At 71.2% G+C, this 23,750-nt stretch carries 21 protein-coding genes and 1 riboswitch; of the genes, 6 read left to right on the forward strand and 15 right to left on the reverse strand.

The genetic code is table 11. The features are described 5' to 3' along the window. Positions 1-391: 391 nt before the first annotated feature. The gene (locus tag ACN28F_RS12520; RefSeq protein WP_289208143.1) at positions 392-595 is read right to left on the reverse strand and encodes a cold-shock protein; all 204 of its coding nucleotides are present in this window, start codon (positions 593-595) and stop codon (positions 392-394) included. Positions 596-933: 338 nt separating this feature from the next. On the opposite strand from ACN28F_RS12520, the gene ACN28F_RS12525 reads away from it, so the two are divergent. The 3 genes from ACN28F_RS12525 to ACN28F_RS12535 all read left to right on the forward strand — a co-directional run bounded on the left by ACN28F_RS12525 (position 934) and on the right by ACN28F_RS12535 (position 3,296). Next, the gene (locus ACN28F_RS12525; RefSeq protein WP_289208144.1) at positions 934-1,752 is read left to right on the forward strand and encodes a serine hydrolase; all 819 of its coding nucleotides are present in this window, start codon (positions 934-936) and stop codon (positions 1,750-1,752) included. 76 nt (positions 1,753-1,828) lie between these two features. After that, a complete protein-coding gene (locus ACN28F_RS12530; RefSeq protein ID WP_421361380.1) occupies positions 1,829-2,335 on the forward strand; it encodes a GNAT family N-acetyltransferase in 507 nt (168 codons plus the stop codon). Between the two features lie 91 nt (positions 2,336-2,426). Continuing rightward, a complete protein-coding gene (locus tag ACN28F_RS12535) occupies positions 2,427-3,296 on the forward strand; it encodes a M28 family peptidase (RefSeq protein ID WP_421357854.1) in 870 nt (289 codons plus the stop codon). A gap of 96 nt (positions 3,297-3,392) precedes the next feature. On the opposite strand, the gene paaN is transcribed toward ACN28F_RS12535, so the two are convergent. The 5 genes from paaN to ACN28F_RS12560 all read right to left on the reverse strand — a co-directional run bounded on the left by paaN (position 3,393) and on the right by ACN28F_RS12560 (position 9,162). Further along, positions 3,393-5,069, reverse strand: coding sequence for a phenylacetic acid degradation protein PaaN (paaN, locus tag ACN28F_RS12540; protein WP_421357856.1), 1,677 nt, complete (start codon positions 5,067-5,069; stop codon positions 3,393-3,395). Positions 5,070-5,130: 61 nt separating this feature from the next. Continuing rightward, entirely contained in the window at positions 5,131-6,144 is a 1,014-nt protein-coding gene (locus ACN28F_RS12545) for a GNAT family N-acetyltransferase (protein WP_421357858.1), read from the reverse strand. A 356-nt stretch (positions 6,145-6,500) separates the two neighbouring features. Continuing rightward, positions 6,501-7,802 (reverse strand): threonine synthase, encoded by a 1,302-nt coding sequence (gene thrC / locus ACN28F_RS12550; protein ID WP_421357860.1) that lies wholly within the window; start codon positions 7,800-7,802, stop codon positions 6,501-6,503. An 11-nt stretch (positions 7,803-7,813) separates the two neighbouring features. Then, a riboswitch (SAM riboswitch) is annotated at positions 7,814-7,963 on the reverse strand. A 40-nt stretch (positions 7,964-8,003) separates the two neighbouring features. Beyond that, positions 8,004-8,897, reverse strand: coding sequence for an inositol monophosphatase family protein (locus tag ACN28F_RS12555; RefSeq protein WP_289208149.1), 894 nt, complete (start codon positions 8,895-8,897; stop codon positions 8,004-8,006). A gap of 4 nt (positions 8,898-8,901) precedes the next feature. Next, positions 8,902-9,162, reverse strand: coding sequence for a hypothetical protein (locus tag ACN28F_RS12560; protein ID WP_282225283.1), 261 nt, complete (start codon positions 9,160-9,162; stop codon positions 8,902-8,904). A gap of 375 nt (positions 9,163-9,537) precedes the next feature. Between ACN28F_RS12560 and ACN28F_RS12565 the strand changes: the two genes are divergently transcribed. After that, the gene (locus ACN28F_RS12565) at positions 9,538-9,735 is read left to right on the forward strand and encodes a hypothetical protein (RefSeq protein WP_289208150.1); all 198 of its coding nucleotides are present in this window, start codon (positions 9,538-9,540) and stop codon (positions 9,733-9,735) included. Between the two features lie 12 nt (positions 9,736-9,747). Here the strand turns inward: ACN28F_RS12565 and ACN28F_RS12570 are convergent, their stop codons facing one another. The 6 genes from ACN28F_RS12570 to stsA form a co-directional block, all read right to left on the reverse strand. Next, positions 9,748-10,620, reverse strand: coding sequence for an ABC transporter permease (locus tag ACN28F_RS12570; protein WP_289208151.1), 873 nt, complete (start codon positions 10,618-10,620; stop codon positions 9,748-9,750). Further along, positions 10,617-11,567: an ABC transporter ATP-binding protein gene (locus ACN28F_RS12575; protein WP_289208152.1), complete on the reverse strand. Its 951-nt coding sequence runs from the start codon at positions 11,565-11,567 to the stop codon at positions 10,617-10,619. The genes ACN28F_RS12570 and ACN28F_RS12575 overlap by 4 nt, the downstream gene beginning before the upstream one ends. Next, positions 11,567-12,277, reverse strand: a complete 711-nt coding sequence (locus ACN28F_RS12580) for a S24/S26 family peptidase (RefSeq protein ID WP_289208153.1) — start codon at positions 12,275-12,277, stop codon at positions 11,567-11,569. The genes ACN28F_RS12575 and ACN28F_RS12580 overlap by 1 nt, the downstream gene beginning before the upstream one ends. Before the next feature lie 85 nt (positions 12,278-12,362). Next, a complete protein-coding gene (locus ACN28F_RS12585) occupies positions 12,363-12,668 on the reverse strand; it encodes a PqqD family protein (RefSeq protein WP_289208154.1) in 306 nt (101 codons plus the stop codon). Further along, positions 12,668-14,140, reverse strand: a complete 1,473-nt coding sequence (stsB, locus tag ACN28F_RS12590) for a StsB family radical SAM/SPASM domain sactipeptide maturase (RefSeq protein WP_421357864.1) — start codon at positions 14,138-14,140, stop codon at positions 12,668-12,670. The genes ACN28F_RS12585 and stsB overlap by 1 nt, the downstream gene beginning before the upstream one ends. Positions 14,141-14,286: 146 nt before the next feature. Then, the gene (gene stsA, locus ACN28F_RS12595) at positions 14,287-14,409 is read right to left on the reverse strand and encodes a StsA family sactipeptide RiPP (RefSeq protein WP_353850482.1); all 123 of its coding nucleotides are present in this window, start codon (positions 14,407-14,409) and stop codon (positions 14,287-14,289) included. A 294-nt stretch (positions 14,410-14,703) separates the two neighbouring features. Here stsA and ACN28F_RS12600 point away from each other — a divergent pair, with 294 nt between their 5' ends. After that, positions 14,704-15,543, forward strand: a complete 840-nt coding sequence (locus ACN28F_RS12600; protein WP_289208156.1) for a DUF817 domain-containing protein — start codon at positions 14,704-14,706, stop codon at positions 15,541-15,543. Between the two features lie 26 nt (positions 15,544-15,569). On the opposite strand, the gene ACN28F_RS12605 is transcribed toward ACN28F_RS12600, so the two are convergent. The 3 genes from ACN28F_RS12605 to ACN28F_RS12615 all read right to left on the reverse strand — a co-directional run bounded on the left by ACN28F_RS12605 (position 15,570) and on the right by ACN28F_RS12615 (position 21,053). Next, complete coding sequence (locus ACN28F_RS12605; RefSeq protein WP_421357867.1) at positions 15,570-17,117, reverse strand: hypothetical protein; 1,548 nt, start codon at positions 17,115-17,117, stop codon at positions 15,570-15,572. A gap of 389 nt (positions 17,118-17,506) precedes the next feature. Next, entirely contained in the window at positions 17,507-19,501 is a 1,995-nt protein-coding gene (locus ACN28F_RS12610; RefSeq protein WP_421357869.1) for an Hsp70 family protein, read from the reverse strand. A gap of 82 nt (positions 19,502-19,583) precedes the next feature. Continuing rightward, complete coding sequence (locus ACN28F_RS12615) at positions 19,584-21,053, reverse strand: dynamin family protein (RefSeq protein WP_289208159.1); 1,470 nt, start codon at positions 21,051-21,053, stop codon at positions 19,584-19,586. A gap of 365 nt (positions 21,054-21,418) precedes the next feature. Here ACN28F_RS12615 and ACN28F_RS12620 point away from each other — a divergent pair, with 365 nt between their 5' ends. Continuing rightward, positions 21,419-23,749: a LuxR C-terminal-related transcriptional regulator gene (locus tag ACN28F_RS12620; protein WP_421357871.1), complete on the forward strand. Its 2,331-nt coding sequence runs from the start codon at positions 21,419-21,421 to the stop codon at positions 23,747-23,749. The last annotated feature ends 1 nt before the right edge of the window (position 23,750 follow it).

The raw sequence follows: 23,750 nt of genomic DNA on the forward strand, positions 1-23,750 counted from the left end.
CCGGCCGGGCCGGATAGCCCGCGACGACCGGCCAGCCCCCACGGCTCCGCTCCAGGGAACCGCGGTGGTGGCCCCACCGCCCCGACCATTGGCACTCCCGGTTCGCGAGTGCCAATCCTTGTTTAGCACTCTCCCCTGTCGAGTGCAAGCGAACGGCGGGTTGCCGGCACCCCCGAGGAGAGGCCTCGGCCGGCCGACGGCCGCACCCGCGGCCGCACCCACGCACGAAACCGCGCACGAAACCGCGCACGAAACCGCGCACGAAACCGCGCACGAAACCGCGCACGGAACCGCGCACGAAAAAAGGCGCCGGCTCCGCGAGGAGACCGACGCCCTGACAGGTACGGACGTGTGGTGCGACCGGGCGGCGCCGGGTCGGCGCCCCCGGCGATCAGCCGACGAGTCGGACCCGTTCGGCCTGCGGACCCTTCTGACCCTGGCCGACCTCGAACTCGACCCGCTGGCCGTCTTCGAGCGCCTTGTAGCCGTCCATCTCGATCGCGGAGAAGTGGACGAAGACGTCCTGACCTCCGTCGACCGCGATGAAGCCGTAGCCCTTTTCGCTGTTGAACCACTTCACGGTGCCCTGTGCCACGGTGCACTTCCTCACTTCTGTCGCGCCGGGCCTCCTGCCGGCCATGGGCAGGCGTGACTCGCCCACCCGGTCGCCCGTCCGAACGCTGAGTAGCGACGCGCGAACGGAGCGACCGAAATCGCACGCTACACGAGACGCGACGGCGCTGCACTACCCCAAATGGGGACATTAGGTCACGCTCACGTCCCACTGACTCCGCCTGTCGTTGACCATGTGTGTTCCGTACACCGCAGAACGTGAGGTCCGGGCGGCACCGCGCCGCCGGTGCCCGCGCGGCCCGCCGACCGGATCGCGCGGCCCCACGACACGACCACCGACGCGGTGGCCAACGACACCCGGTGGCCGCCGGCATCGGCCTGCTCGTCGTGCTCTCCGCGTTCACCGGGGCCCTGCCCGGCGACGCCGGTACGCCGCCACCCCGCCAGCCCGGCTGGACCGTCCCCGGCGACGACCACCGGACCGTCCTGCTCCGCGAGGGAGAGATCACGCTGCCCGACGACGGGTTCTACTCCTGGGCCGCGCTGAACCGGCGCACCGGGCTGCTCACCGGGTCGGCCAACTACACCGCGCAGAGCGACACCATGTCCCTGATCAAGGCCTGGCTGGCCGCCGACGACCTGCGCCGCGCCGACGAACAGGGACTGCTGCCCCGCGCCCCACGACTGGCCGAACTGTCCGCGATCATCCGCGACAGCGACAACCCGGGCGCGGACGCCACCTACGCCCGGGTAGGCGGCGAGGACTCGATCCACCGGATGGTGCGCGTCTGCGGCCTGACCGACACCGCCCCGGTCCTCGACCGGTGGAGCAACACCGTCGTCTCCGCCCGCGACCTCGCCCGGCTCGGCCGGTGCATCGCCGACGGCCGGGCCGCCGGGCCGCAGTGGACCCCCTGGCTGCTCGGCGAGATGCGCGCGGTACGCGGCGAGGGCGACTTCGGGCCCCGCGACGCCCTCACCCCCGAGTACGCCGCCACCGTCGCCATCAAGAACGGCTGGCTGCTGCGCGACGAGGACGACCTGTGGCATATCAGCTGCCTGGCGATCGGCGAACACTGGGTAATCGGGGCGCTGGCCCGTTACCCCGGCGAGCAGGGGTTCGACCACGGCGTCGGCTTCTGCCGGCAACTCGGTGCGGCGCTACTGCTGGTGGCCTGATAAGCAGATACCCGTGAACGAGGTTGCGACAGGCAGGGCGACGGTACGCCGGATCGGTCCCGACGACGCCGGGCGGATGCGGGCGCTGCGGCTGGAGATGCTGGCCGACTCGCCGCTGGCGTACCTCGAGACCCTCGCCGACGCGGCCGCCCGCCCGCACGACGAGTACGCGGCGAGGGCCGCCCGCGCCGCCACCGGCACCGCGCTGGCCCAGTTCGTCGCGGAGGCCACCGCCGGGCCGGCGCAGCAGCGTCCCGCCGGACCGGCCCAGCGGCGCACCGGCGGCCGGTTCGTGGCCCACGCCGGGGCGCACGCCGCCAGCGACGATCCGGCGGTCACCGTGCTGTACGCCGTCTACGTCAGCCCGCCCTGGCGCGGGCAGGGGCTGCTCGGCGCCCTGGTCGACGCGGTCGCCGACTGGTCTCGTGCGGCGGGCCGCCCGCAGCTGCTGCTGGAGGTGGTGGTCGGCAACGACCGGGCGCTGCGGGCGTACCAGCGGCTCGGGTTCACCGACACCGGGGTCCGCCTGCCGCACCCGACGCTGCCGGACCTGACCGAGCTGCAGATGCGCCGCCCGGCCTGACCCGCACCTGCGGCGGCCCCGACGGCACCAGCGCCGACGGCGGACCGGGCAGCCACCCGAGGCGTGGATCCCGGTTGGTACACAGGATCAGGTGACGATCATCAGCGCTGCGGCGCTGCGTACCCACATCTCGGAGCTGACCCGGCGCGGGCCGCGACATCACACCAACCCGGCCGCGACCGGCCCGGTCCTCGACTACCTGACCGGGCGTCTGTCGGATTCCGGTCACCGGGTGGTCGTCGAGCGGTACGGCGACGCCCCGCACCAGGTCAACCTGATCGCCGACGCGGGCCGGCCGGCCGACGGGCCGATCGTCGAGGTCTGTGCCCACTGGGACACGGTGGCCGGCAGCCCGGGAGCCGACGACAACGCCAGCGGGGTGGCCGGGCTGCTGGAGGTCGCCCGGGTGCTGGCCGCCGACCCGCCGGCCCGGCGACCCCGGTTCTGCCTGTTCGGCGGCGAGGAGGACGACGTGCCGTTCACCGGCAGCCGGGCGCACGTCGCCCGGCTGGGCAGCGACGGCGTACCGGTCGCCGGGGCGGTCGTGCTGGAGATGATCGGCTACCGCGACGCCACTGTGGGCAGTCAGCGGATCCCGGCCGGGCTGGGCGACGTGCTGGGCGACGTCGACGGGCTAGACCGGGGCGACTTCGTCGCCGTGGTCGGCAGCATCGAGTCCAGCCAGTGGTTGGCCGCCTTCCAGGCGGCCGGCTGGGTTCAGGAGCCGTCGCTGCCGGTGGTGCCGCTGCCGGTGCCCCGGCGGCAGGGCGGCGACGTCGCCCGCAGCGACCACGTGCCGTACTGGGACGCCGGGCTGCTCGCCGTGATGGTCAGCGACACCGCCGACTTCCGCAACCCGCACTACCACCGGCCGACCGACACCCTGGACACCCTCGACCTGGGTTTCGCGGCGGCGGTGGCGACGGCGGTCGCCGACGCGGTACGCACGCTGTCGCGCTGACCGACGCGGTACGCACGCGCCTCGCGCTGACCGGCCGGCGGGGCGATCCGCCGGCCGGTCGGGCCTGCACGGGACGGTCGATGCCGCGCGGTCGACTCAGCGGTGCCGGCGGGACTGGACGATGCGGAACCGGCCGGCGACGTACGCCCCGTCGGTCAACGCCGCATTGCCGGCGGCGTTGGCGCCGGTGGCGTGGAAGTCGGAGAAGGCCGCCGACTGGTTGACGAACACGCCGCCAGTCAGGTTCGTCGACAGGTGCACGCCGACGTCGACCGCCGCCGCCTCGACCTCGTCGAGCACCCGCTCGTCGGTCGAGTGGACGCCGGCGGTCAGCCCGCCACGGGTGCCGACGGTCCGCCGGAAGATCTCGATGCTCTGCGCGGTGGAGGCGGTGGCCAAGACGAAGGCCACCGGCCCGAACCACTCCCGGCCGTAGGTCTCCTCGGCCGCCGCGTCCAGCTTGACCAGCAGCGGGGTACGGACCACCGCGTCCGGGTGGGCCGGGTGGGCGAGCTCGCGCGACTCCAGGACCGGTTCGCCCAGCTTCGCGGCGTCGGCGAGCCGCTGCAGTACGCCGTCGTCGCCGATCGCCCCGATGATCTCGACCGCGCGGCCCGGGTCGCCGGTCAGTTTGCCGATCGCGGTGGCGATGCCGGCGGCCACCTCGTCCAGGCTCTTGTGACCCTGGTCGGTGTCGATGCCGTCGGCGGGCACCAGGATGTTCTGCGGGGTGGTGCACATCTGTCCGCTGTAGAGCGACAGGGAGAAGGCAAGGTTGCGGCACATGCCGGCGAAGTCCGCCGTGGAGTCGACGACGACCGTGTTGACGCCGGCCTTCTCGGTGTAGACGCTGGCCTGCCGGGCGTTGGCCTCCAGCCAGTCGCCGTACTCGGTGGAGCCGGTGAAGTCGACGATGCGCACCTGCGGGTGGGTGGCGAGGACGGTCGCCAGCCGCTCGTCCGGCGCCTCGGCCGCCAGCTGCACCAGGTCCGGGTCGAAGCCGGCCTCGGCGAGCACCTGTCGGGCGTACCGGACGGTGATCGCCAGCGGCAGCACCGCGCCCGGGTGCGGCTTGACCACCACCGGATTGCCGGTGACCAGGGAGGCGAACAGTCCCGGGTAGGAGTTCCAGGTCGGGAAGGTGCGGCAGCCGATCACCAGGGCGACGCCGCGCGGCACCACGTGGTACGTCTTGGTCATCCGCAGCGGTTCGCCCCGACCGGCCGGCTTGGACCAGTCGGCGGTGTCCGGGTGGCGGGTCATTTCGGCGTACGCGTACGCCACCGCCTCCAGCGCCCGGTCGAAGGCGTGCGTCGCGCCCGCCTGGAAGGCCATCACGAACGCCTGGCCGGTGGTGAACTGCACCGCGTTGGCCAGCTCGAAGGAGTGCGCGTGCAGCCGGGCCAGGATCTCCAGGCAGACCCCGGCCCGGGTACGGGGGCCGGCGTCGCGCCAGTCGGGCAGCGCCGCGCGGGCGGCGGCGATCAGCTGGTCGACGTCGGGGCGCGGATACCGTACGCCGAGTTCGACGCCGAACGGGCTGCGCTCGGTGGCGACCGGGCCGCCGGTGGCGCTGGCCTGGTCCAGTGGGAAGTCCTGGCCGAGGTAGCCACGGAACGCGGTGGCGCCCTCGTCCGCAGCGTGTTCGCCGTAGATCCGTGGGCTCGGCGACTCGGGGTACGCCGACCAGTAGTCCCGTTCGGTGATCGCGGTCAACGCACGGGCCAGGGTGTCGGCGTGCGTGACGTACAGGGGGTGCGGGGTCTCCGTCATGCACGCCATCATGCCGCAACCGGCCGGCCGGGTGGCGGCACCGACGGCCGGACCGGATGCCTCAGATGGTCTGCTGCCAGTTCTGCCAGATGTCGACGGCCCGGTAGCCGATCGCCTCGTTGATGGCGATCATGTGGCGGTTGCTGTCGGCGTTCCAGGTGTCGATGACCCGCAGCGCCGGCTCGTGCCGCGTCACCAGCCGCAGGTTCTCGATCTTGACGATCAGCCCGAGCCGGTGGCCGCGATGGTCCGGGTCGACGATGGTGATCTGCTGGATGGCGTGCCAGTCGGGCGTGGCCGGACAGGTGATGTGGGTCCAGGCGACGATCCGCCCGCTGTCGACGTGCCAGGCGACGACGTGGTAGCCCCGGACGCCCTGGGCGCGGCGGAACGCCTCGAACTCGCGGATCCGGGCGGCGTCGACCTGCTCGGCCTCCCATTGCAGGTCGCCCATTGGCGCGTCGGTGACCAGCCGGCCGTCGAGGTAGGCGATGTCGTCGAGGTGGGCGTCGGGGACCTCGCCGGCCCAGGTGAGCAGTTCGTAGCCGGCGGCCCGTGGCAGGCTGTCGGCGAGCAGCGCGTCGAGCGCGGCGGCGTCGACCGTGTCGATGTCGAGTCGGCGACGGACATCGACCAGTGCGGACTTGGCACCCAGCGACTGCGCGAAGGCGGTCGGCGCCGGGTCCCGGACCACACCGCCCGGCATGGTGTCCGGCGAGTGCCCCATGATCCGGGTCCGGCCGGCGGCGCGGACCTGCGCCACCCCGTACGCGTACAGTGCCCGCCCCACGCCGCGCCGTCGGTATTCGGGCAGCACCTGGATGTCCAGGCCGGCATTGTCCAGGTTGTCCAGCAGCGGGTACTCGATCTTGATCAGCCCGACCGGGACGCCGTCGAGGTACGCGAGGGCATGGTCGATCCGTTCGTCCTTGCGCTGGAAGCCGATGGTGGCCTCGAACCACTGGCGGGGTGATGGCGGCATGTCCGGTACGTGAACCGAGGCGGCCTTGATCCCGTACGCCTGATCGACGGTGGTCGGATCGGCGGGATCCAGCGGGGTGATGGTGATGTCCATGCCGTCGAGGGTGACGGGGTGGAGCCGCCCGCGCGACCGATTTACCGACACCTGGCGTGATCGGCAACCGCGCCAACTCGGGGCGGACGTTGGTCGGGAGGGCGCTCGCACAGCACCGCCGGCGCTGTTGGTCGTTGGACCTCAGGGTTGAGATTGTTGCCAAGCTCTGTCGAGGCCCTTACGGCGAGTCGCCCTCCCGCACGGAGCATCCTGCGCGGTGCAAGTGCAGTCGTCAAGACCCCGCTGGCGTGTTTTCTCAACCTATGGCAAAACTCTGACTACGGACCGCACACAGCACATCGGCCGATCGGCGCACGCCGACCGGCCGATCAAGGGATTGACCGCTGTTCAGCCGGTCAGCCGAGGAGTCCCGCCTCGCGGACTGAGCGCAACGACGGCTTGACCCGGTGCGTCGGCCCGACCAGTCCGGCCACCGCGTCGATCGTCTTCAGACCCTCACCGGTGTTGTAGACGACCGTCTCCGCTGCCGGGTCGAGCCGACCGGAGTCAACCAGCTTCTTCAGCACCGCCGTGGTCACCCCGCCGGCGGTCTCGGCGAAGACCCCGGTGGTCCGGGCCAGCAGCCGGATCCCGGCGCGGATCTCGTCGTCGTCGGCGTAGTCCATCCAGCCGCCGGTCCGCCGGACCGCCTCGAGCGCGTACAGCCCGGCCGCCGGGTCGCCGATGTTGAGCGACTTGGCGATCCCGGTCGGCTTCACCGGCACGATCGCGTCGGTGTCCCGGTGCAGCGCGGTGGCGATCGGGTTGCAGCCGGCCGACTGGGCGCCGAACACCCGCCAGCCGTTGGCCGACGCCTCGACCAGGCCGATCTCGACCAGCTCGGCGAACGCCTTGTCGACCTTGGTGAGCAGCTCACCGCTGGCCATCGGGATCACCACCTGCTCGGGGATCCGCCAGCCGAGCTGCTCGGCCACCTCGTAACCGAGAGTCTTCGACCCCTCGGCGTAGTACGGCCGCACGTTGACGTTGACGAACGCGGTGTCGGCGAACTCGTCGGTCTCCACCAGCTCACTGCAGAGCCGGTTCACGTCGTCGTAGGAGCCGTCGATCGCGACCAGCTCCCCGCCGTACACGGCGGTGGTGACGATCTTGCCGGGCTCCAGGTCACCGGGGATGAAGACGATCGACGGCACGCCGGCGCGGGCCGCGTGGGCGGCCACCGAGTTGGCCAGGTTGCCGGTCGAGGCGCAGGCGAACCGGGAGAAACCGAGCGTACGGGCGGCGGTGAGGGCGACCGAGACGACCCGGTCCTTGAACGAGTGGGTCGGGTTGGCGCTGTCGTCCTTGACCCACAGCGACCCGGTGATGCCCAGCTCGGCGGCGAGCGCGGCGGCCGGGACCAGCGGGGTGAACCCGGGGTCCAGGCTGACCCGGGTGGCCGGGTCCTGCCCGGCGGGCAGCAGCGGGGCGTACCGCCAGATGTTGGCCGGGCCCGCCTCGATGTCGGCCCGGGTGACGCGGGCGATGGCCGCCGGGTCGTAAGCGACCTCCAGCGGCCCGAAACACTCGTAACACGCGTGCTGCGCGGCGAGCGGATACTCGGTGCCGCAGCCACGGCAGACCAACGCCCGCGCCGGGCTGGCGGAGCTGACGGTAGCCGAGTCGGAACTGGTGGTTGCGTCGATCAGCGACGTCATGCGAGGCCGTCCTCTCATCTTCCCCTGCGCCGCACGTTGCGACGGGGACGGAATTGGCACCTGCCGCGCCTGGCCTCGGGCGATCCGGTCGCCGAGCGGGTCGTGCGGGGTGGTTGCCGGGGCTTCGTCGGGCCGTGTCCCTCTGCCCCTCTGGATGAGGTATGAAGTTGTGTTTCCAGCGAGTGTACGGGCGTGGACAGCTCAGGGCACCTGGTCGTCCCGAGGTGTGAGCAAGCCCGCACCCGGTGCCACCGCGCCGGACTCCGGCACCGCACCACCCGCCTGCGCCGCCGCGCCGGCCTCCGCGACCGCGGCCGCCACCATCGTCAGCACCTCGTCGAGCAGTGGCGGCGGCGCGGCGATCGTGGCCGACGAGTCGAGGGTGTGCGGCGTACCGTCGACGTCGACGACCGCCGCCCCGGCCTCGCGGGCGATGAGGGTGCCGGCGGCCATGTCCCACGGCTTGTTCGACAGGGTGATCGACACGTCGGTGCGGCCGTCGGCGACCCAGACCAGGTCGATCGCGGCCGACCCGAGCATCCGCACCCGCAGGGCACGGTGGGCGACCTGCCGGGTGAGCGCGAACCGGACGGCGTTGCGCTCCCCCGACCCTGCCCCGACCCCGTAGTCACCGAGGTTGGCCAGCGCGTCGGACAGCCGCGCCGCACCCCGGATCCGGATCGGCTCGCCGTCGCGCCACGCGCCGCCACCGGCGGTCGCGGTGTACCGGGCGGCCAGCAACGGCAACTCGACCACGCCAACCACCGGGCGGCGGTCGCGGACCAGGGCCAGGGACACCCCGCACAGCGGTACGCCGTGCGCGAAGTTGACCGTGCCGTCGATCGGGTCCAGCACCCACTGCTCGCCGTCGGTCGCGGCACCGCTGGTGCCCTCCTCTTCGCCGAGGAACCCGATGTGCGGGGTCCGTTCGGCGAGGAAGGTCCGCAGGTCCCGCTCCACCGCGAGGTCCACTTCGGAGGCGTAGTCCCGGTCGCCCTTGCCGGCCAGCCGCCCCGGCTCGCGGGTCCGCATCAGTTCCGCCCCACGGGCGGCCGCCTGCACGGCGACCGCAAGCAGGTCGTCCAGTGACGCCATCGGGTCAGAAACTCGCGGCGTAGCCGCGGCTGGACTCGATCGCGCTCTGCGCCAGCGCCGCCGCCTCGGCCAGCTTCTGCTTGGCCTGCTCCACCTTGGCGATCGTCTCGGCCACCTGCGAGTGGCTCGACCCGCTGGTGATCGCCCGCAACGCGGCCCCGCTGCTGCTCAGCGCCTCCGCGCTCGCCCGGATCGCACCGACCTGCTGGCCGAGCTCGTCACCGAACCGGGCGACCCCTGCCTTGACCTCTTCGACCGAACCCACGCGCACACCCTCCCCATCGGACGACGTCCCGTCCGGTACGACGCTACCGGACCGGCGCCGCCACCCGGCACGACAGTAACTCACAGTGACAACGGACGGTCGTGACGTGACCTGACACGACCCGACCGCCACGCTCGTGACGCAGCGTCGACCGCGCGGTCCGCCTGTGTTCCACTGTCCGTAGTGGAGCACGCGAAAACACAGGCCAGCACCGGATTTCTCGCCAACGGGTGACGGGTGCCGCAGCACCACCGGCGACGTGGCGGCAGCCGCGCGCCCAGCTGCGGCGGGCATGTTTCGACGATCACCGTCGGCAACGATAGAGTGGGGCCGGACCGTGTGGGACAGACCACGCTCGAGGGTACGGAGTTTGCCGTGGGACAGGGTCGCAGTCATCGAGGCACGCTGGTCGAGTCGGATCGCCGACGGCCGGCCCGGGTACGGCGGACACCGCACACCGCCGCACCCGTCGGCTCGACGGTCGAGCATGCGCTCCGGCGCTTCATGCAGCTCGGTTCGGTCGGCGGCGTCGACGACCGCGACCCCGAGCCGGGCCCGCTGCGGGTCGGCTGAGGCCGACCCGGCTCACAGTTCCCGCACCCGGCGGGTCAGCACGACCGAGATCGCCGCGAACAGGACGACGGCGACGGCCAGCATGCCGAGCGCGGTCGGCCACATCGCCTGCCAGCCGAACAGCGCACCACTACGCAGGCAGGAGATTCCGTAGGTCACCGGGTTCACCACCGACAGCCACCGGAGCACCTCCGGCATCTGCTCCACCGGGTAGAACGACGGGCTGGAGAAGAGCAGGAACGGACCGAGCACGTTGATCAGCACCATGAACCGCTGAAAGTCGCGAACGAGTGACGCGAACAGCAGATAGAGGCCGTTGAACGTCAGCGACACCACGACCGTACCCGCCCCGAGGGCGGCCCAGTTGGCCAACGGCCAGCCCAGGTCGAACAACAGCACCCCGACGAGCAGGGCGGCCACGCTCTGCGCGATCACCAGACCGGTGGTGGCGAGGATCTTCCCCGCGATGTAGCCCGCCCGGCTCATCGGATAGGACCACAGCTCGACCGCCATCCCGCCCATCTCCTCCTGGAACAGGGAGGTCCCGGTGGTCGTGGTCGCGGCGAGCATCGACGACAGCATGATCGCGGGGATGGCGAACTCGGCGTACCCGACGCTGATCCCCTGGTACGTGACGCTGCCGACCAGTTTCGTCAGCGACGTGGCGAACAGCAGCAGGTAGATGGCGGTCGGCAGCACCGCCAGCAACAGGTTGGTGCGGTTGCGGGTCAACAGCAGGAACTCGCGGTAGACGATCGCCCGCAGACCGCTGCGGCCCCGCAGCCGCACCCGGTCGGCCCGGCGGGCGGACGGCGCGACCTGGGGCGTCCCGCCTCGGGTGGGCGCGACCAGCACCGATCCGGTCGACGGTGTCGTGGCGTTCACGCGGTCACACCTTCCCGGCCCTGATCCACCAGGGCGACGTAGGCATCTTCGAGTGACGGGGTACGGAACTCGATCGTGGCGCCCCGTACCGCAGCGCCTCGAACGAGGTCGATCACGCTGGGCAGATGGTCGTCGGCCCCAGCGGCATCGAGGGTGAAGGCGGCCTCGTCGGCGGCGGTGACGCGGGCCGCCGGGAGCAGTGCCTGCAGCCGGTCACGATCCTCCACGTCCGGTAGCCGCACCAGAACCGACTGTTCGCCGTACCTGGCGACCAGCGTGGCGGGCGCGTCGTCAGCGGACAGTCTCCCCCGGTCGATGATCAGCACCCGGGAGCAGTTCCGTTCGATCTCCTCGATGTAGTGACTGGTCCAGATGATCGTGGTGCCGTGTTCGACGTTCAGCTTCGCGATCAGTTCCCACATCTGCCGCCGCCCCTGGACGTCGAGCCCGGCGGAGGGCTCGTCGAGGATCAGCAGGCTCGGCACGGTGAGCAACGCCCGGACCAGTTGCAGGCGACGCCGCTGCCCGCCGGAGAGGGTGAACGCCAGTTGCCCGGCGACCTCCTGCAGGTCGAACAGGGACAGCATCTCGTCGACCCGGCGCCGCACGTCACGCCAGCGCAGCCCGCGGAACGCCGCCGCGATCCTTACCTGGTCGATCGCGGGCAGCATGTTGTCCATCGGTCCCGACTGGTGCACGGCGGCGATCGCCTGCTTCACCGTGGCCGCGTCGGCGATCGGGTCCCCACCGCACACCGTCAGCGCACCCGCCGACCGGGACGTGATGCCGCACATGAGTTTCACCAGGGTCGTCTTACCGGCCCCGTTCGGGCCGAGCAGGCCGATCACCTCTCCCTGGTCGAGGGTGAACGAGACGTCGGACAGCGCCGGACGGGACATGGCCTGGTACTTCTTCGTCAGTCCGGCGGCAACGACGATCGCGGTCATCAGCTGCCTCCACCAGTGGTTTGGACCGGGACCGGGACCACCGCCCGGAGCACGGCCGAAAGCGCGGCCAGTGGGGAAACGCGGACCCGGGGCGGTCCGCAGCGCACCCGTACCTCGGCCAGTTCCGGCGGGATGAGGTACCCGGGAAGATCGTCGTCGAGCTGGCCGAAGGAACCACCGACGACGATCTGTGTACCGGGGGGCAGCGGCCCGTCGACGACCTCGCCGACGGCGTGTACCGCGTGCTCGGTGACCCCGACGCAGGGCCGGTCCGCCAACTCCGCCCGCAGCTCGGCCAGGACCACGGCGTCCACTCCGATGCCGTACGCCGGTCTGACACGCACCCGCCAGCCGGCCGGCAGGCCCGACGGCGGCCCGGTCGACGGATCGTCGGTGATGATCCAGACGGTCACCGGCAGGTCGACGGCGGCGGCCGGCGGCACGGCCCGGCCGGCGGGCGGCCACCGGCGGGGCGCGGGGCGGGCGACGATCCCGGGGACGACACCGACGACATCCGCCATCGGCATCGGCGGGTCGAACAGGTCGCGGCTGTCGCCCGCCGTCGTCACCCAGTCGTCGACGAGCGCATGTACGCGGTGCAGCACCAGTTGGTCGCGGTAGCGCACCGCCACGACGTCACCGGGGCGTAGCCCGCTGTCGGGGACAGGGTGGACCTGGACCCGCTCGCCCGGCTGGAGCGTGGGATGCATGCTCCGGCCGTCGACCGGCACGGTGACGCGGCCGAACTTCCGTAGCCCCTGTGCGATCAGGTCGATCGGGACGATGCTGGCCGGCTCAGGAGCCGGCGGCGGAGGGGTCCGGGCCGGATGGCTCGACGCGGATGAGGCCCTGCGCTGCGAGCTGCTCGATGAACCGACCAGTGTCGTCGGCGATGAGGCCGCGTTGGTTGTCATCCTCTGCTCCGAATTCCTCGGCGAGACCGGCCACGATGGCATCCTCGTCGCCGGTCTGGACCAGCTGTCGCCAGATGGCCGCCGCAGTGGCGTTGAGGGTCTGGAACTCTCCAGCTGTGGTGTCGTAGATCTGGATCTCGTCCGGCGAATCGACCCAGACGACGCTGGGACTGACCACCCACCCCATCACGACCTCCGGACAGCGGTGACCGGCAGTTGTCGCCGGTGTGCGGGTTGCGGCTGGGACGTGGCGCCGGCGTACGGGGCGAGCAGCGCGGCTTCCTTCTTCCAGTCCTCGTAGACCGGGTGCACGCTGCCGGTAGCGATCATCAGTGGCAGGAACGCCTCGTCCTCGTTGCTCAGTACGGTCTCGCGGCCGGCGCCGGCCGCGACCCACATCGAAGTGATCATCTGATGTCGCAACACCCGGCACAGCGCTCGCGAGTTGCGCTTCAGGTCACCGGTCGCTGCCATGTGGTACGCCCGGCAGCCGCCCGCGCAGGCCCCACGGATGTAGCAGCGACGACAGTCGGCGAGATTGTCGCCGGCAAAGACGGCGCTCGTGCGCAGATCAGCGAGCATCGGCGACCCGAACAGTTCCCGTAGCCCGGTGCTGCGGATGTTGCCTACCTTGTGGTGGCGTTCGGTGACGAGCTTGCACGGGTACACGTCGCCGAGCGAGTTGACGTAGATCTCGTTGCCGCCGATACCGCAGTTGATTTTCGTGTCGCACGATCGCTGTCCGAGCGGACCGTCGGGCAAGAGGTTCTGTGCCCGCGGATCGGTCCAGACGAACCGGTGTGCGGTCTGGTAGCCGGACCAACCGAACGACGAGTCGTCGGTCGCTCCCCTACCGAGACCGCTGTGATGCATCAGGCGTACGTGCGCGACGTCGATGTCCGCGAAAAGGACGGACAGGTCAGCGAGTTCGCCGACGTTGTCCTCAGAGACCACATGATTGATCATTGGGCGCACACCGAAGGTGTTGAGCATCCGCAGGGCGTCGACGGTCTTGGCGAAGGTCCCCACGCCCCGGGTCCGCTCGTGGGTCTTCGCCGTTCCCCCGTCGATGCTGACGGTCACTCCGGCGAACGTTTCCGCGACCCGCCGGGCCGTCTCAGGTTTGCGGATGAGCGTCGCGTTGGTAATGATGTTCGCCTGCATTCCGAGTTCCCGGACCCGGCCGGCGACCTCGAAGAGGTCCCGACGCAACATCGGCTCGCCACCGGTGAAGATGATCGTCCTGGCACCCATGTCCGCAGACTGTTCGACCAGTTCAAGCGACTCCCGGGTGTCCAGTTCGCCCGGCAGCCGCTTCTCGGAGGAGGCATAGCAGTACGGGCAGCGCAGATTGCACCCATCGGTGATCGCGTAGTAGACAAGTTTCAGCGGAGCGTCGACTTGCCGCAGCTCAGGCCGCTGGCCGGGCAGATAGACCAGCCGCGCCATCACCAACCTGGCGAGGAGACGCTCGGTTCGATCCGGCTCATCCCCGCCAACTGGGAGGTCGTTCGCCAACCGCCGCAGTACCTCGATCTCGAATTCGTCCAGGATCTGCCAGGCACCTATCTCAGGGTTGACGACGAGATTGCGACCACCGTCCCGAAAATAGACAAGATCCGCCGGAACCGAGTCGGACGACAGGAACCCGACAAGCATGATCACCACCTTTTGAGAGCGGAAGCGGTCGGGCGGTTCCGACACTTGCGACTACCGCCCGACCGCACCCTTTTACCAGCACTCTTCTGCCAGCACTCGTCGTCTCGCGGAGAAACTGATTCTCCGCGAATCGGTGCCAGCCGGTCTTAGCGTCCGGATCCCGCGCCGGCCCCAGCACCACCGCTGCAACCACAGGCGCACACGCCTGGCAGCGCCATCGCGGCCGCGAAGTCCGTCGGACGGATTTCAGGCTTGACCCACTTTGCCATTACACACCCCCTTGGGCGTCAGCAACTGCATTGACATGACGCGGGCCGTGATCACAAGTCTCGCGATTGACCAATGTTAACATTGGGGCAACCACTACACCACGATAAGTTTTTGTTGATTATTTGCATTCACATCAATAACTTTTATGCCACTCGCCAGACGTAGACGACCATCGTGGTAATCTCGGCCTCCATCCCAATTCGCCATCTATCCCCAGGGGACGGCCGGGCAGCCCTGCGACAACCTGCGGCTCACCACCGGAAGGTTGGCGTCGCCGGGGCAGGTGCCGGATCATGACGGACATGACGGCGGCGGTGTCGACCGGAGCGGGCCTTCGGCGAGGCACCGTACTGCTGCTGCGCTTCGCCTGGATCGAGGCGAAATCGTGCGGTTTCGCGGTCGCCGTCTTCACCTGCCTGGCGGTGACGTCGGTGGTTCCACTGCCGATCCCCCGGTACGACGCCCTGCTGATCTGCATGATCGTGGTGACGGCCGTACTGTGGCGCATCGGCTGGGAAACCGGCCGGGAGGTCGCCGTCATCGCCGGATTCCACCTGGTCGGGCTGGCCCTGGAACTGTTCAAGGTGCGGGTCGGCTCCTGGTCGTACCCCGAGGAGGCGTTGACCAGGGTCGCCGGAGTGCCGCTCTACTCCGGGTTCATGTACGCGGCGGTCGGCTCGTACATCTGTCAGGCATGGCGTCGCCTGGACCTGCGGGTGACCGGCTACCGGCCGGTTGCGCTGGCCGTGCTCGCCGTCGCCGTGTACGCCAATTTCTTCACCCACCACTTTCTGCCCGACGTGCGCTGGATCCTCGCCGCGCTGCTGCTGGTCGTGCTGCGGCGTACCTGGGTGCACTTCACCGTCGACGACGCCCGGCTACGGATGCCGCTGGCGCTGGCGTTCGTGCTGACCGGCTTCTTCCTCTGGGTGGCGGAGAACGTCGCCACGTTCCTCGGGGCCTGGACCTACCCGGACCAGGAGCACGTCTGGACGTTCGTGCACGCCAGCAAGTTCGGCTCCTGGTCGCTGCTGGTCACCCTGTCGTTCGTCCTGGTCGCGACGGTGAAGGCGACCGAGGGGCGGCTGTACGGCGACCGCCCCCGGCCCAGCGTCGTCACGTCATCGGGCTGACCGGCGTCCGGGCGTCCGGGCGGGTTTCAGCGGCACAGCGGCAGCCCCAGGCCGCCCCGGTCGGCGCTGCGGATCCAGACCTCCGACAGGAAGCCGGTACGCCCGTCCGGCCAGCGGATCTTGTACCAGAGGTTCGACGTGTCGAGGTACGGGTTGGCGTCGTCGGCCGGGTCACCGAGGTTTCCGTTGGTGAGCTGCTGGCCGGTCGTCTGACAGATCGCGTTGAGTTTCGCGCCGCTGTGCAGCTGCGTCTGCTCCAGGGCGCACGGCTGCCCGCAGTTGGCCGGCTCCGAGGTGAGGTACGCCGACACGTCCTCGCGCATCAGGTTGCCGGCGGTGACCCGGTTGTCGACGACCACCGGCGCGCCTTCCGAGATCCCCTGGGTGACATCCGAGGTCGCCACGGCGACCAGGAACTCCACGTCGTACGCCGCCGTCGGTGGCGTCGACGTCCGCACCAGCGCGGCGTAGGCGTTGCCGGCGGTACGGACGCAGAGCCGGGTGCCCTCCGCAGCGACCTGCGGCTCGGGCTGCCACACTCCAGCGGTCCAACAGGCACGTGGGTCGAGCGGGCCGGCCGGCTTCGGGACAGCCGTACTGAGCGACGCCTCGTTGTACGGTGCGAGCTGATCTGCGGTGACCAGCCGGACATCCTTGCGGTTGCCGTCGTCGAACCGCCACGCATCGAGGTCGAACCCCTGCCCGACCGCCAGACGCAGATTGCGGCAGGTCACGCCAGTGATCTGTACACAGGATCCGTGCGGCGGCGCCGGCGTGGCATTCTCGTCCGACGGCTCCGCTTCGGCCTTGTCACCACTACTGCCGACGAGGAACGACATGGTCAGCACCGTCACCGCGAGGACCGCGCCGACGAGCGTCGTCCACCACCGGCGGCGCCGCCAGCGCAGACCCCGCTGGTACCAGCGGAACAGGGCGGTGCCAGCGAAGAGCAGCGCTATCGTCGCGACGGTTCGCAACAGCGCCTTGTCGAGCAACGTCGCCGTCCCCGCCAGGATCATCAGGCCGGGAACAGCGCCGACGACCGGCCAGATCTGTCCGAGGTCGCTCGTCACCCGTTGCCTGGCCGGCTCCGACCCGGACTGCTTCGGTCGGGGCTCGGCCGGGGTGCTTCGGATGGCCCAGTAGGTCGGCAGGTCGTGGGCCTCGCGGAACCTGCGTACCGCGCGGGCCGGAGCCTCGATCAGCCAGCCGTTGGCCGCATCCGTCGGCACCGTGCGCCAACCCATCGGTTCGACGAGCAGCAGGGCGTACAGGGCGGGTAGGAGATCCTTGACGTTCTTGCGTTTGAAACCCAGTCTGGTGCCGACATCCGCACTGCTGATCCGGACCGGCACTCCGGGTTCGCCCGACGGTTCCCGGCTGACCGCCAGCCGTACCGACCGGAAGAAAAGGTCGAGAAGATCATCCGCCCGCCCGGTGGCCCGCGCCCCGGCCACGGTCAGCATGATCAATTGGTCGTCCGGGATGGGCGCGTCAGGAGTGACGCCGCACACCAGTTCCGGAGAGATGTCGTGGAGCAGCCCTTCTGCGGACAGGCCGTGAACGGTGTCCATCACCTTGTCCAGCTCGCAGAATCTCGGCCACCGATTGTTTGACTCGAGGAATTTCAGAACCTCGACCAGAACCATGTGTTGATCAGTGTCAGCCGGCCCAGGCATCGTCACGCCGTCATTGTGCAACGAGAAATCGATCTTCGACGGCGGGGGTGTCACCCGTCTCACATTCTCGACGACGAATCCGGCTATCCCGAAATGTCGGGCGAGCAGCCACCGATATGCAACCGAGCTCGCGCGAAGTCACGTTCAGCTTTCCAGGATGCGAATTGCATTCCCGTACCGCCGGATTGAAGATCAATTGCCGGCGGAGCGCACGGTACAGCGGCTGCGTCCGCGACAAGCTCGTCGCCGGCGCAGCCGCCGCTGGTCCGTGACCGCGCGGGAGGCTACTCCCAGCGGATCTTCACGCAGTTGCCGGTGGTGTAGCTGCCGTTGTCGTGCTTGACCAGGGCGTGCGACGAGTTCGCGATCCGGGCACACACCTTCGGGTAGTCGCCGATGGCGTTGACGAAGGCCGGGTCGTCGGTCCAGATCACCGACGGCTGCTTGTCCTCGACGTACCAGAAGCCCTGCTCGGCGCTGGAGACGTGGGTGCCCATCACCCGGTCCGCCGGGGTGGTGCCGTCGCTGCCGTAGATGTGCAGGTGCCAGCCGCCGTTGGCAGCCGGCTCGTTGTCGCCGAACTCGGCGTCGTACTCGACGGTGAACTTGCCCTCGGCGACCCGGGCCGAGGTCAGGCAGACCCAGGTCCAGTTGCTCTTGATCTCGTCCGTGCACTGCTCGTCGGCCGGAACCTCCGGCGCGGACGGCTCCGACTCGACGACCTGCTCCGGCTCCGGCTGCTCCTGGCCCTGGCCGGGGGCCGCGCCGTCACCGGGTGCCGCCACCTGACCGTCGTCGTTCTGCCCGCTGGTCAGGGCGTAGGTCACCCCACCGCCGGCGAGCAGCACGACGACCACCGCCGCGGCCACCAGCAGCGGGCCACGGCCACGCTTCGCCGCAGTGTCGCCGGCACTTCGCGACGACCCCGGCGGGGTGTCGTCGGCGCCGACGGAGCCGGCCGAGGAGTAGGTCTCGGTCCGCGCGGGGTACGTCGTACCGACGCTCGCCCGGGCCACCGCCCCACCGGCGGCGCTCGGCGCGACCGGCGCCGACGCGGCAGGGGTCGACGCGGCCGGGTACGCGGCGGCCGGCGGCGCGGCCGGGTACGCCGACGTGACCGGAGCGGTCGGTGCGACCGGGGCGGTCGGTGCGGCCGGGGCGGCCGGAGCCGGCGGAGTCACCGCAGCGTGGCCCGCACCCGCACCGTGTCGGCCCATCGCGTCAGCGGCGGCCAACCAGGCGGCGCCGAGGGAGACCGAGTACTTCGGGTGTGCGTCGACCGCCACCGGCCGGCCCAGCTCCGAGCCGACCAGTTGGGCGACGATCGGCATCCGCGACGAACCGCCGACCAGCAGCACCGAGTGCAGCTGCTCCGGCGAGCAGCCGGCGGACCGTACCGCCCGGTGCAGCGCCTCGATGGAGCCGTGCAGCACCGGACGGACCATCGCCTCGAGCTCGGCCCGGGTGAGCCGGATCTCGGTGGAGATGTTGGGCAGCAGCACCGGAATCGAGGTGTCGGTGTCCGACGACAGCGCCTCCTTGGCCTGGATGCACTCGTCACGCAGCCGGGCCACGGCGGCGATCGCCGCCGGGTCCTCCTCGTCGAGCTCCTCCAGTTTGCCGCCGAGCGCGGTACGGACGTGGTTGAACACCGCCGCGTCGAAGTCGATCCCGCCGAGTCGCTCGATGCCCTCCGGCTGACCCATGATCTCGAAGCCGGTCGGGGTCTTGCGCAGCATCGCCGCGTCGAACGTGCCGCCGCCCAGGTCGTAGACGGCGACGATGGAACCCGGCTCGATCCGCTGCTGCTCGGCGTAGTTGATCGCGGCGGCGGCCGGCTCGGTGGTGTACGTCACCGGCACCTCGAGGTTCGCCATCCGGACCGCCTGCCGGAGCAGATCCAGCTTGTACGGACCCCAGTTGGCCGGGTGTGACACGCAGATCGACGCCGGCAGGGCGCCCTCCCGACGGGCGACCTCCTCCACCACCGCGTGGAGCAGGCGCGACATCAGCGCCTCGGCCGACTGCGGTACGCCGCCGAGCAGGATCGGGGTGGTGTCGCCCAGCCGCCGCTTGAACTCCCGGGCCACCCGGTTCGGCTCGGACAGTCCGCGTCGGTGGGCCGCCTCACCGGTGAGGAACGTCTCGTCCTGCCGCAGCAGCACCACCGAGGGGATCGCCGCGCTACGGCCGCCGAGCGAGACGGTCTCCACCCGGCCTTCCCGCCAGATCGCCGCCGCTGTGAACGTTGTGCCGAGGTCTATGCCAAGTGCGTACATCGTGGTCGCTCCGAGGGAGTGTGTGGAGACAGGAATGGCCGGGTCTGGGGGGTCGACCGTACGGCGACGGTCCGGCGGGTGGTCACGCGGACCGCCGCTGGTCGGCGATGATGCCCTCGCAGGACCGGACCGCCACTCGGGCGGCCATCGCCATCTCGTACGAGGTCATCGGGCTCTCGGCGCGCCGCTGCCAGCGGCCCAGGGCCTCGATGGCGCCCTCGGTCACCTCGGCGGCACTCGCGTCGGCCGGTAGCCGCAGCCGCTGGTGCGCCGCCGCGCCGCCACCGCCGATCACCTGCTCCAGCTCGGCGACGACCGCCGCCTTGCCGGTGACCCAGCCGGCGCGCAGGCTGGAGAGCACCCGCAGCTCGTTGAACGGATGCGCCGAGGCGATGATCTCCTCCACCGCGCCGGCGACCTGGTCGCTGCCGGGCCGGACGCAGACCCGGGTGACGTCGGAGAGTGCCAGCAGTGCCGACCGGGCCTTGAGGACGTCACGACGCTCGAAGAACAGCGAGGTGAGGACCTCGCGCAGCTGGGTGAGACCGCTGCGCTCGGTCAACTCCTGAGCAAGTTCCGTCGCGGTGGTGCCGGGGTTGTGGCGCAGCATCGCCGCCGACAGCCGCAGCCCGAACATGCCGAACCGGCCGAGCAGCGCTTCCCGTTCGATCGTGGTCAGGCCGAGCTCGGGCAGGTGCTGCACGAACCGGTCGGCGGAGAGCAGCAGCTGCTCCGCCTGGGCCACCGGCAGTTCGGCGACCCGGCGCAGCTGGGCGACCTCCACCTCGGTGAGGGTGGCGGCGGTCTCGGCGAGCAGACCGGCGACGGGGACCACCGACTGCACCAGCCGGCGGACGTTCGCGTCGGTGCTCAGCCGGTCGGCGATCCGCCGGGCCGAGGCCATCGCGTCGAGCCGGCCGACGCCGATCTCGTCGGCCCGGGAGAGGATGCCGATGGCGTTGACCGGGTTGGGTCGGGACACCTCCACGTCGTGGAAGGCCCGGAGGAAGTCGACGTCGTTGGCGTGCAGGTGACGCATCAGGTAGACGACGGCGTCGGCCGGGGTCTCCTCCTCGTCGGGGACGAGCAGGTCCCAGGCGCGCCGGGAGGTCTGTTCGGACAGTGAGCCGATGCCCGGCGTGTCGATCAGAGTGACGGTACGTAGCGCCTGCGACGGCCAGGTGATCTCCAGTTGCGCGACGTCGTCGACGGTCAGATCGCCCAGGTCGACGTCGATCGCGCCGTCCTCGCGGCTGAACCGCAGCTGACGCGGCTCACCTCCGGTCGGCGTGGCCAGCACCCGGTAGGTGTGCCCGTCCTGGTACCAGGTGACGATCCGGGTGCACTCGCCGGCATCGGTCGGTGCCAGCCGGTCACCGACCAACGCGTTGAGCAGGGTGGACTTGCCGGCCTTGACCCGGCCGGCGATCGCGACCCGCAGTGGTTCGTCCAGGCGGTCGCGCACCGCGGTGAGCCGCTGTTCGTACGCGGTGCCCCGGTAGACGTCGACGGCGTGGCCGAGCACGCTGCGGGTGCGGTCGATCAGGCTCATCACGTCACCGCCGGTAGGCGCTGCCGATGCGGGCGGGTACCGGCCAGCTCGGATTCCACATTCTTCACGCCGCTGCTTTCTGATCTGCCGGGAGGTGTCCTACGTCTCAGCGAGTCGGCCGTCACCCCGGGCCGACCACGGACCGTCCCGGCTGACCTGTCGATCAACGGGTTGCTGACCGGCTGGACAGCCTCGCCGGGAGGGGCACCACACGGCTCACCCGGTGCCTGCTCGGCATCCGGCGGACCAGGCCCCCAGGTCGGGCCGAGAGTACACGGTACATGCGAACGACGTCATGCCCTGCAGCGGAGTCGGGAGCCGTCCGTACACTGCCTCACTGACGCGGGCAAGGAGGGGCTGCACCGGTGACTGTCGTGGTGGGTGTGGACGGCTCCGGCCGGACCCGACGGCTCGACGAGATCGCCGCGTCCGCCGGCCGTACGACCGTACGCGTGACTCCCGCGACCGGCGCGGACCTGGCCGTTCTCCTCGAACAGGCACGTGTCGACGGCGCCCTGGTCCTGGTCGACGACGCGCATCAACTCTCCATTGAGACGGTCCGATCACTGACGGTGGCGGCCCGCGCCGGGGTGACGATGGCGCTCGCCCGTCGGCCCACGATCGACTCCGCGGAGCTCGCCGACCTCGACGGGGTGGTCGCCGGTCAGGGCCCGGTCGAGCAGCTGGGTCCGCTCCCCCCGACGGCCCTGGCCGCGCTGGTCGAGGCGGCCGTCGGCCGGCCGGCCACGCCGGAGCAGGTGACGGCGCTCCAGACGGCCTCGGCCGGGCTGGCCGCCATCGCCGTCGAGATCGCCGCCGACCCCGACGGTACGCCGCCCACCCTCGTCGCCCGGCTGCAGCGGCGGTTCGCCGGCCCCGGACGGGAGATCGCCGGGCTGGCCGCGATCCTCGCCCTCGGACTCGACCTGGCCGACGAGGCCGTCTGTACGGCGGCCGGCCTGAAACCGGCCGAGGCGGCCACCGGGATGCGGTCACTACGCGACGCGGGACTGCTGACCCCGGACGGTGAACGGTTGATCCCGGCGGTGGCCCGCGCCGTGCTGGTCGAGCTGCCACCGACGGAACGCCGCCGGCTGCACGAGACCGTGGCCCGGGCGTTGCTGGCCACCGATGCCGACCCGGTCCGTGCCGCCGAGCAGCTGCGCGCCGCCCGGGCCCGTAACCCGACCGCCGCCGACGTCTACCGACGGGCCGCCGACCGGCTGCGCTTCACCGACCCTGGCAGCGCCCTCACCTGGTACGACGACGCGCTGGACGCCGGAGCCGAGCCGTCCACTGTGGCAGCTGGTCGGGCCGAGGCGGCGACCCTGCTGGGGATGCCGGTGGACCTGGACGGCCCGGTCGAGGCACCGGCCGACGCCGGCCGGGTCGCCCTGGTCGCCGGGGCGGCGGCCGCCTACGACGGCCGGGCCGGCCGGGCGGCAGAGGCGCTGCTCGGTGCCGACCCGCCCGGCCCGGTCCTCGCGGTGCCGGCGCTGATGGTGACCGGGCAACCGGCCGCCGCCCGGTCGGCGGCGACCGGGTCGGCCCCGCTGCCGGTACGCCGACTGGCCGAGGCGGCGCTGGCGATGGCGGACCCGCAGGCGGCGCTGCCGTTGCTGATCGAGGCCGCCGAGGGCTTCGAGCGGACGCCGCCGCAGGTCGCCGTACCGGACCCGCCGCACGCGATCGGCGCGCTGATCGCGGTGGCCGCCGGTGACTGCGCGACGGCCGAACACCTGTTGGAACGGGCGGTGGCCAGCGGATGCGGCGGGCCCGTCGCGCTCGACCGGCATCGCACGTTGCTGGCCTGGGTCCGGATGCGGACCGGTCGGTACGATTCGGCCCTCGCGGAGCTGCGCCGGTTGGCCGGTGTCGCGCTGCCGGGGCGCGAGCGGCTGGTCTACGCCGGCCTCACCGCGGGAATCGCCCGGCGCAGTGGGGACATCGCCCAGCTACGGGCGGCCTGGTCCGTCGCCGAGCCGGTGCTGGCCCGCCGGGCGGTCGACCTGTCCCAGTTGGAAGTGGTCGAGGAGCTGCTGGTCGCCGCCGCCCGACTACGCCAGCACCAACGGATCGCTCCGGTCCTGGCTGACCTGGACGCAATCCTGGACCGGCTGGGCCGGCCGGCCGCGTGGACGGTGTCGGTGGAGTGGATCCGGCTGCAGATCGCCGTCGTCGACGAGGATCCGCTCACGGCCGAGGCGACGGCCGCGCGGTTGGGCTCCCTCGACCCGGCCGGTTTCCGGCAGCAGGCGCAGTGTCGGGCGGCCGCTCGATGGTCCGCCGCCCTGCGCGGCGACGTGGATCCGGATGCGGTGCTGACGGACGCCGCCGCGCTGGTCGCCGCCGAGCTGCCCTGGGAGTCGTCCCGACTGATCGGTCAGGCAGCCGTGCGGACCACCGACGCGGCGGCCGCCCGCCGGCTGCTGGAGCGGGCCCGGGAGCTGTCCCGGCCGGATCCCGTCCCGGACGAGACCGCGCCGGGGTCCTCGCACGGCGGCCTGTCCGACCGGGAGGTCGAGGTCGCCCGGCTGGTGCTGGCCGGCCGGACCCACCGGGAGATCGGCACGCAGCTGTTCCTGTCCCCCAAGACGGTCGAGCACCACGTGGCCAGGATCCGGGGCAAGTTGGGGGCCACGACCCGGGCTGAGATGATCGCTACGCTGCGAAGTCTGCTGCCCGAGGAGCCCTGAG

Source organism: Solwaraspora sp. WMMA2101 (assembly GCF_049179175.1).
Classification (GTDB): domain Bacteria; phylum Actinomycetota; class Actinomycetes; order Mycobacteriales; family Micromonosporaceae; genus Micromonospora_E.

Coding starts and splice junctions, on each gene's coding strand:
- stsB (WP_421357864.1), bottom strand. CDS start 14,140: ATGCTTGTCGGGTTCCTGTCGTCCGACTCGGTTCCGGCGGATCTTGTC.
- ACN28F_RS12575 (WP_289208152.1), bottom strand. CDS start 11,567: ATGACCGCGATCGTCGTTGCCGCCGGACTGACGAAGAAGTACCAGGCC.
- ACN28F_RS12615 (WP_289208159.1), bottom strand. CDS start 21,053: ATGAGCCTGATCGACCGCACCCGCAGCGTGCTCGGCCACGCCGTCGAC.
- ACN28F_RS12580 (WP_289208153.1), bottom strand. CDS start 12,277: ATGCATCCCACGCTCCAGCCGGGCGAGCGGGTCCAGGTCCACCCTGTC.
- ACN28F_RS12605 (WP_421357867.1), bottom strand. CDS start 17,117: ATGGACACCGTTCACGGCCTGTCCGCAGAAGGGCTGCTCCACGACATC.
- ACN28F_RS12610 (WP_421357869.1), bottom strand. CDS start 19,501: ATGTACGCACTTGGCATAGACCTCGGCACAACGTTCACAGCGGCGGCG.
- thrC (WP_421357860.1), bottom strand. CDS start 7,802: ATGACGTCGCTGATCGACGCAACCACCAGTTCCGACTCGGCTACCGTC.
- ACN28F_RS12585 (WP_289208154.1), bottom strand. CDS start 12,668: ATGGGGTGGGTGGTCAGTCCCAGCGTCGTCTGGGTCGATTCGCCGGAC.
- ACN28F_RS12545 (WP_421357858.1), bottom strand. CDS start 6,144: ATGGACATCACCATCACCCCGCTGGATCCCGCCGATCCGACCACCGTC.
- ACN28F_RS12530 (WP_421361380.1), top strand. CDS start 1,829: ATGCGGGCGCTGCGGCTGGAGATGCTGGCCGACTCGCCGCTGGCGTAC.
- ACN28F_RS12555 (WP_289208149.1), bottom strand. CDS start 8,897: ATGGCGTCACTGGACGACCTGCTTGCGGTCGCCGTGCAGGCGGCCGCC.
- ACN28F_RS12600 (WP_289208156.1), top strand. CDS start 14,704: ATGACGGACATGACGGCGGCGGTGTCGACCGGAGCGGGCCTTCGGCGA.
- paaN (WP_421357856.1), bottom strand. CDS start 5,069: ATGACGGAGACCCCGCACCCCCTGTACGTCACGCACGCCGACACCCTG.
- stsA (WP_353850482.1), bottom strand. CDS start 14,409: ATGGCAAAGTGGGTCAAGCCTGAAATCCGTCCGACGGACTTCGCGGCC.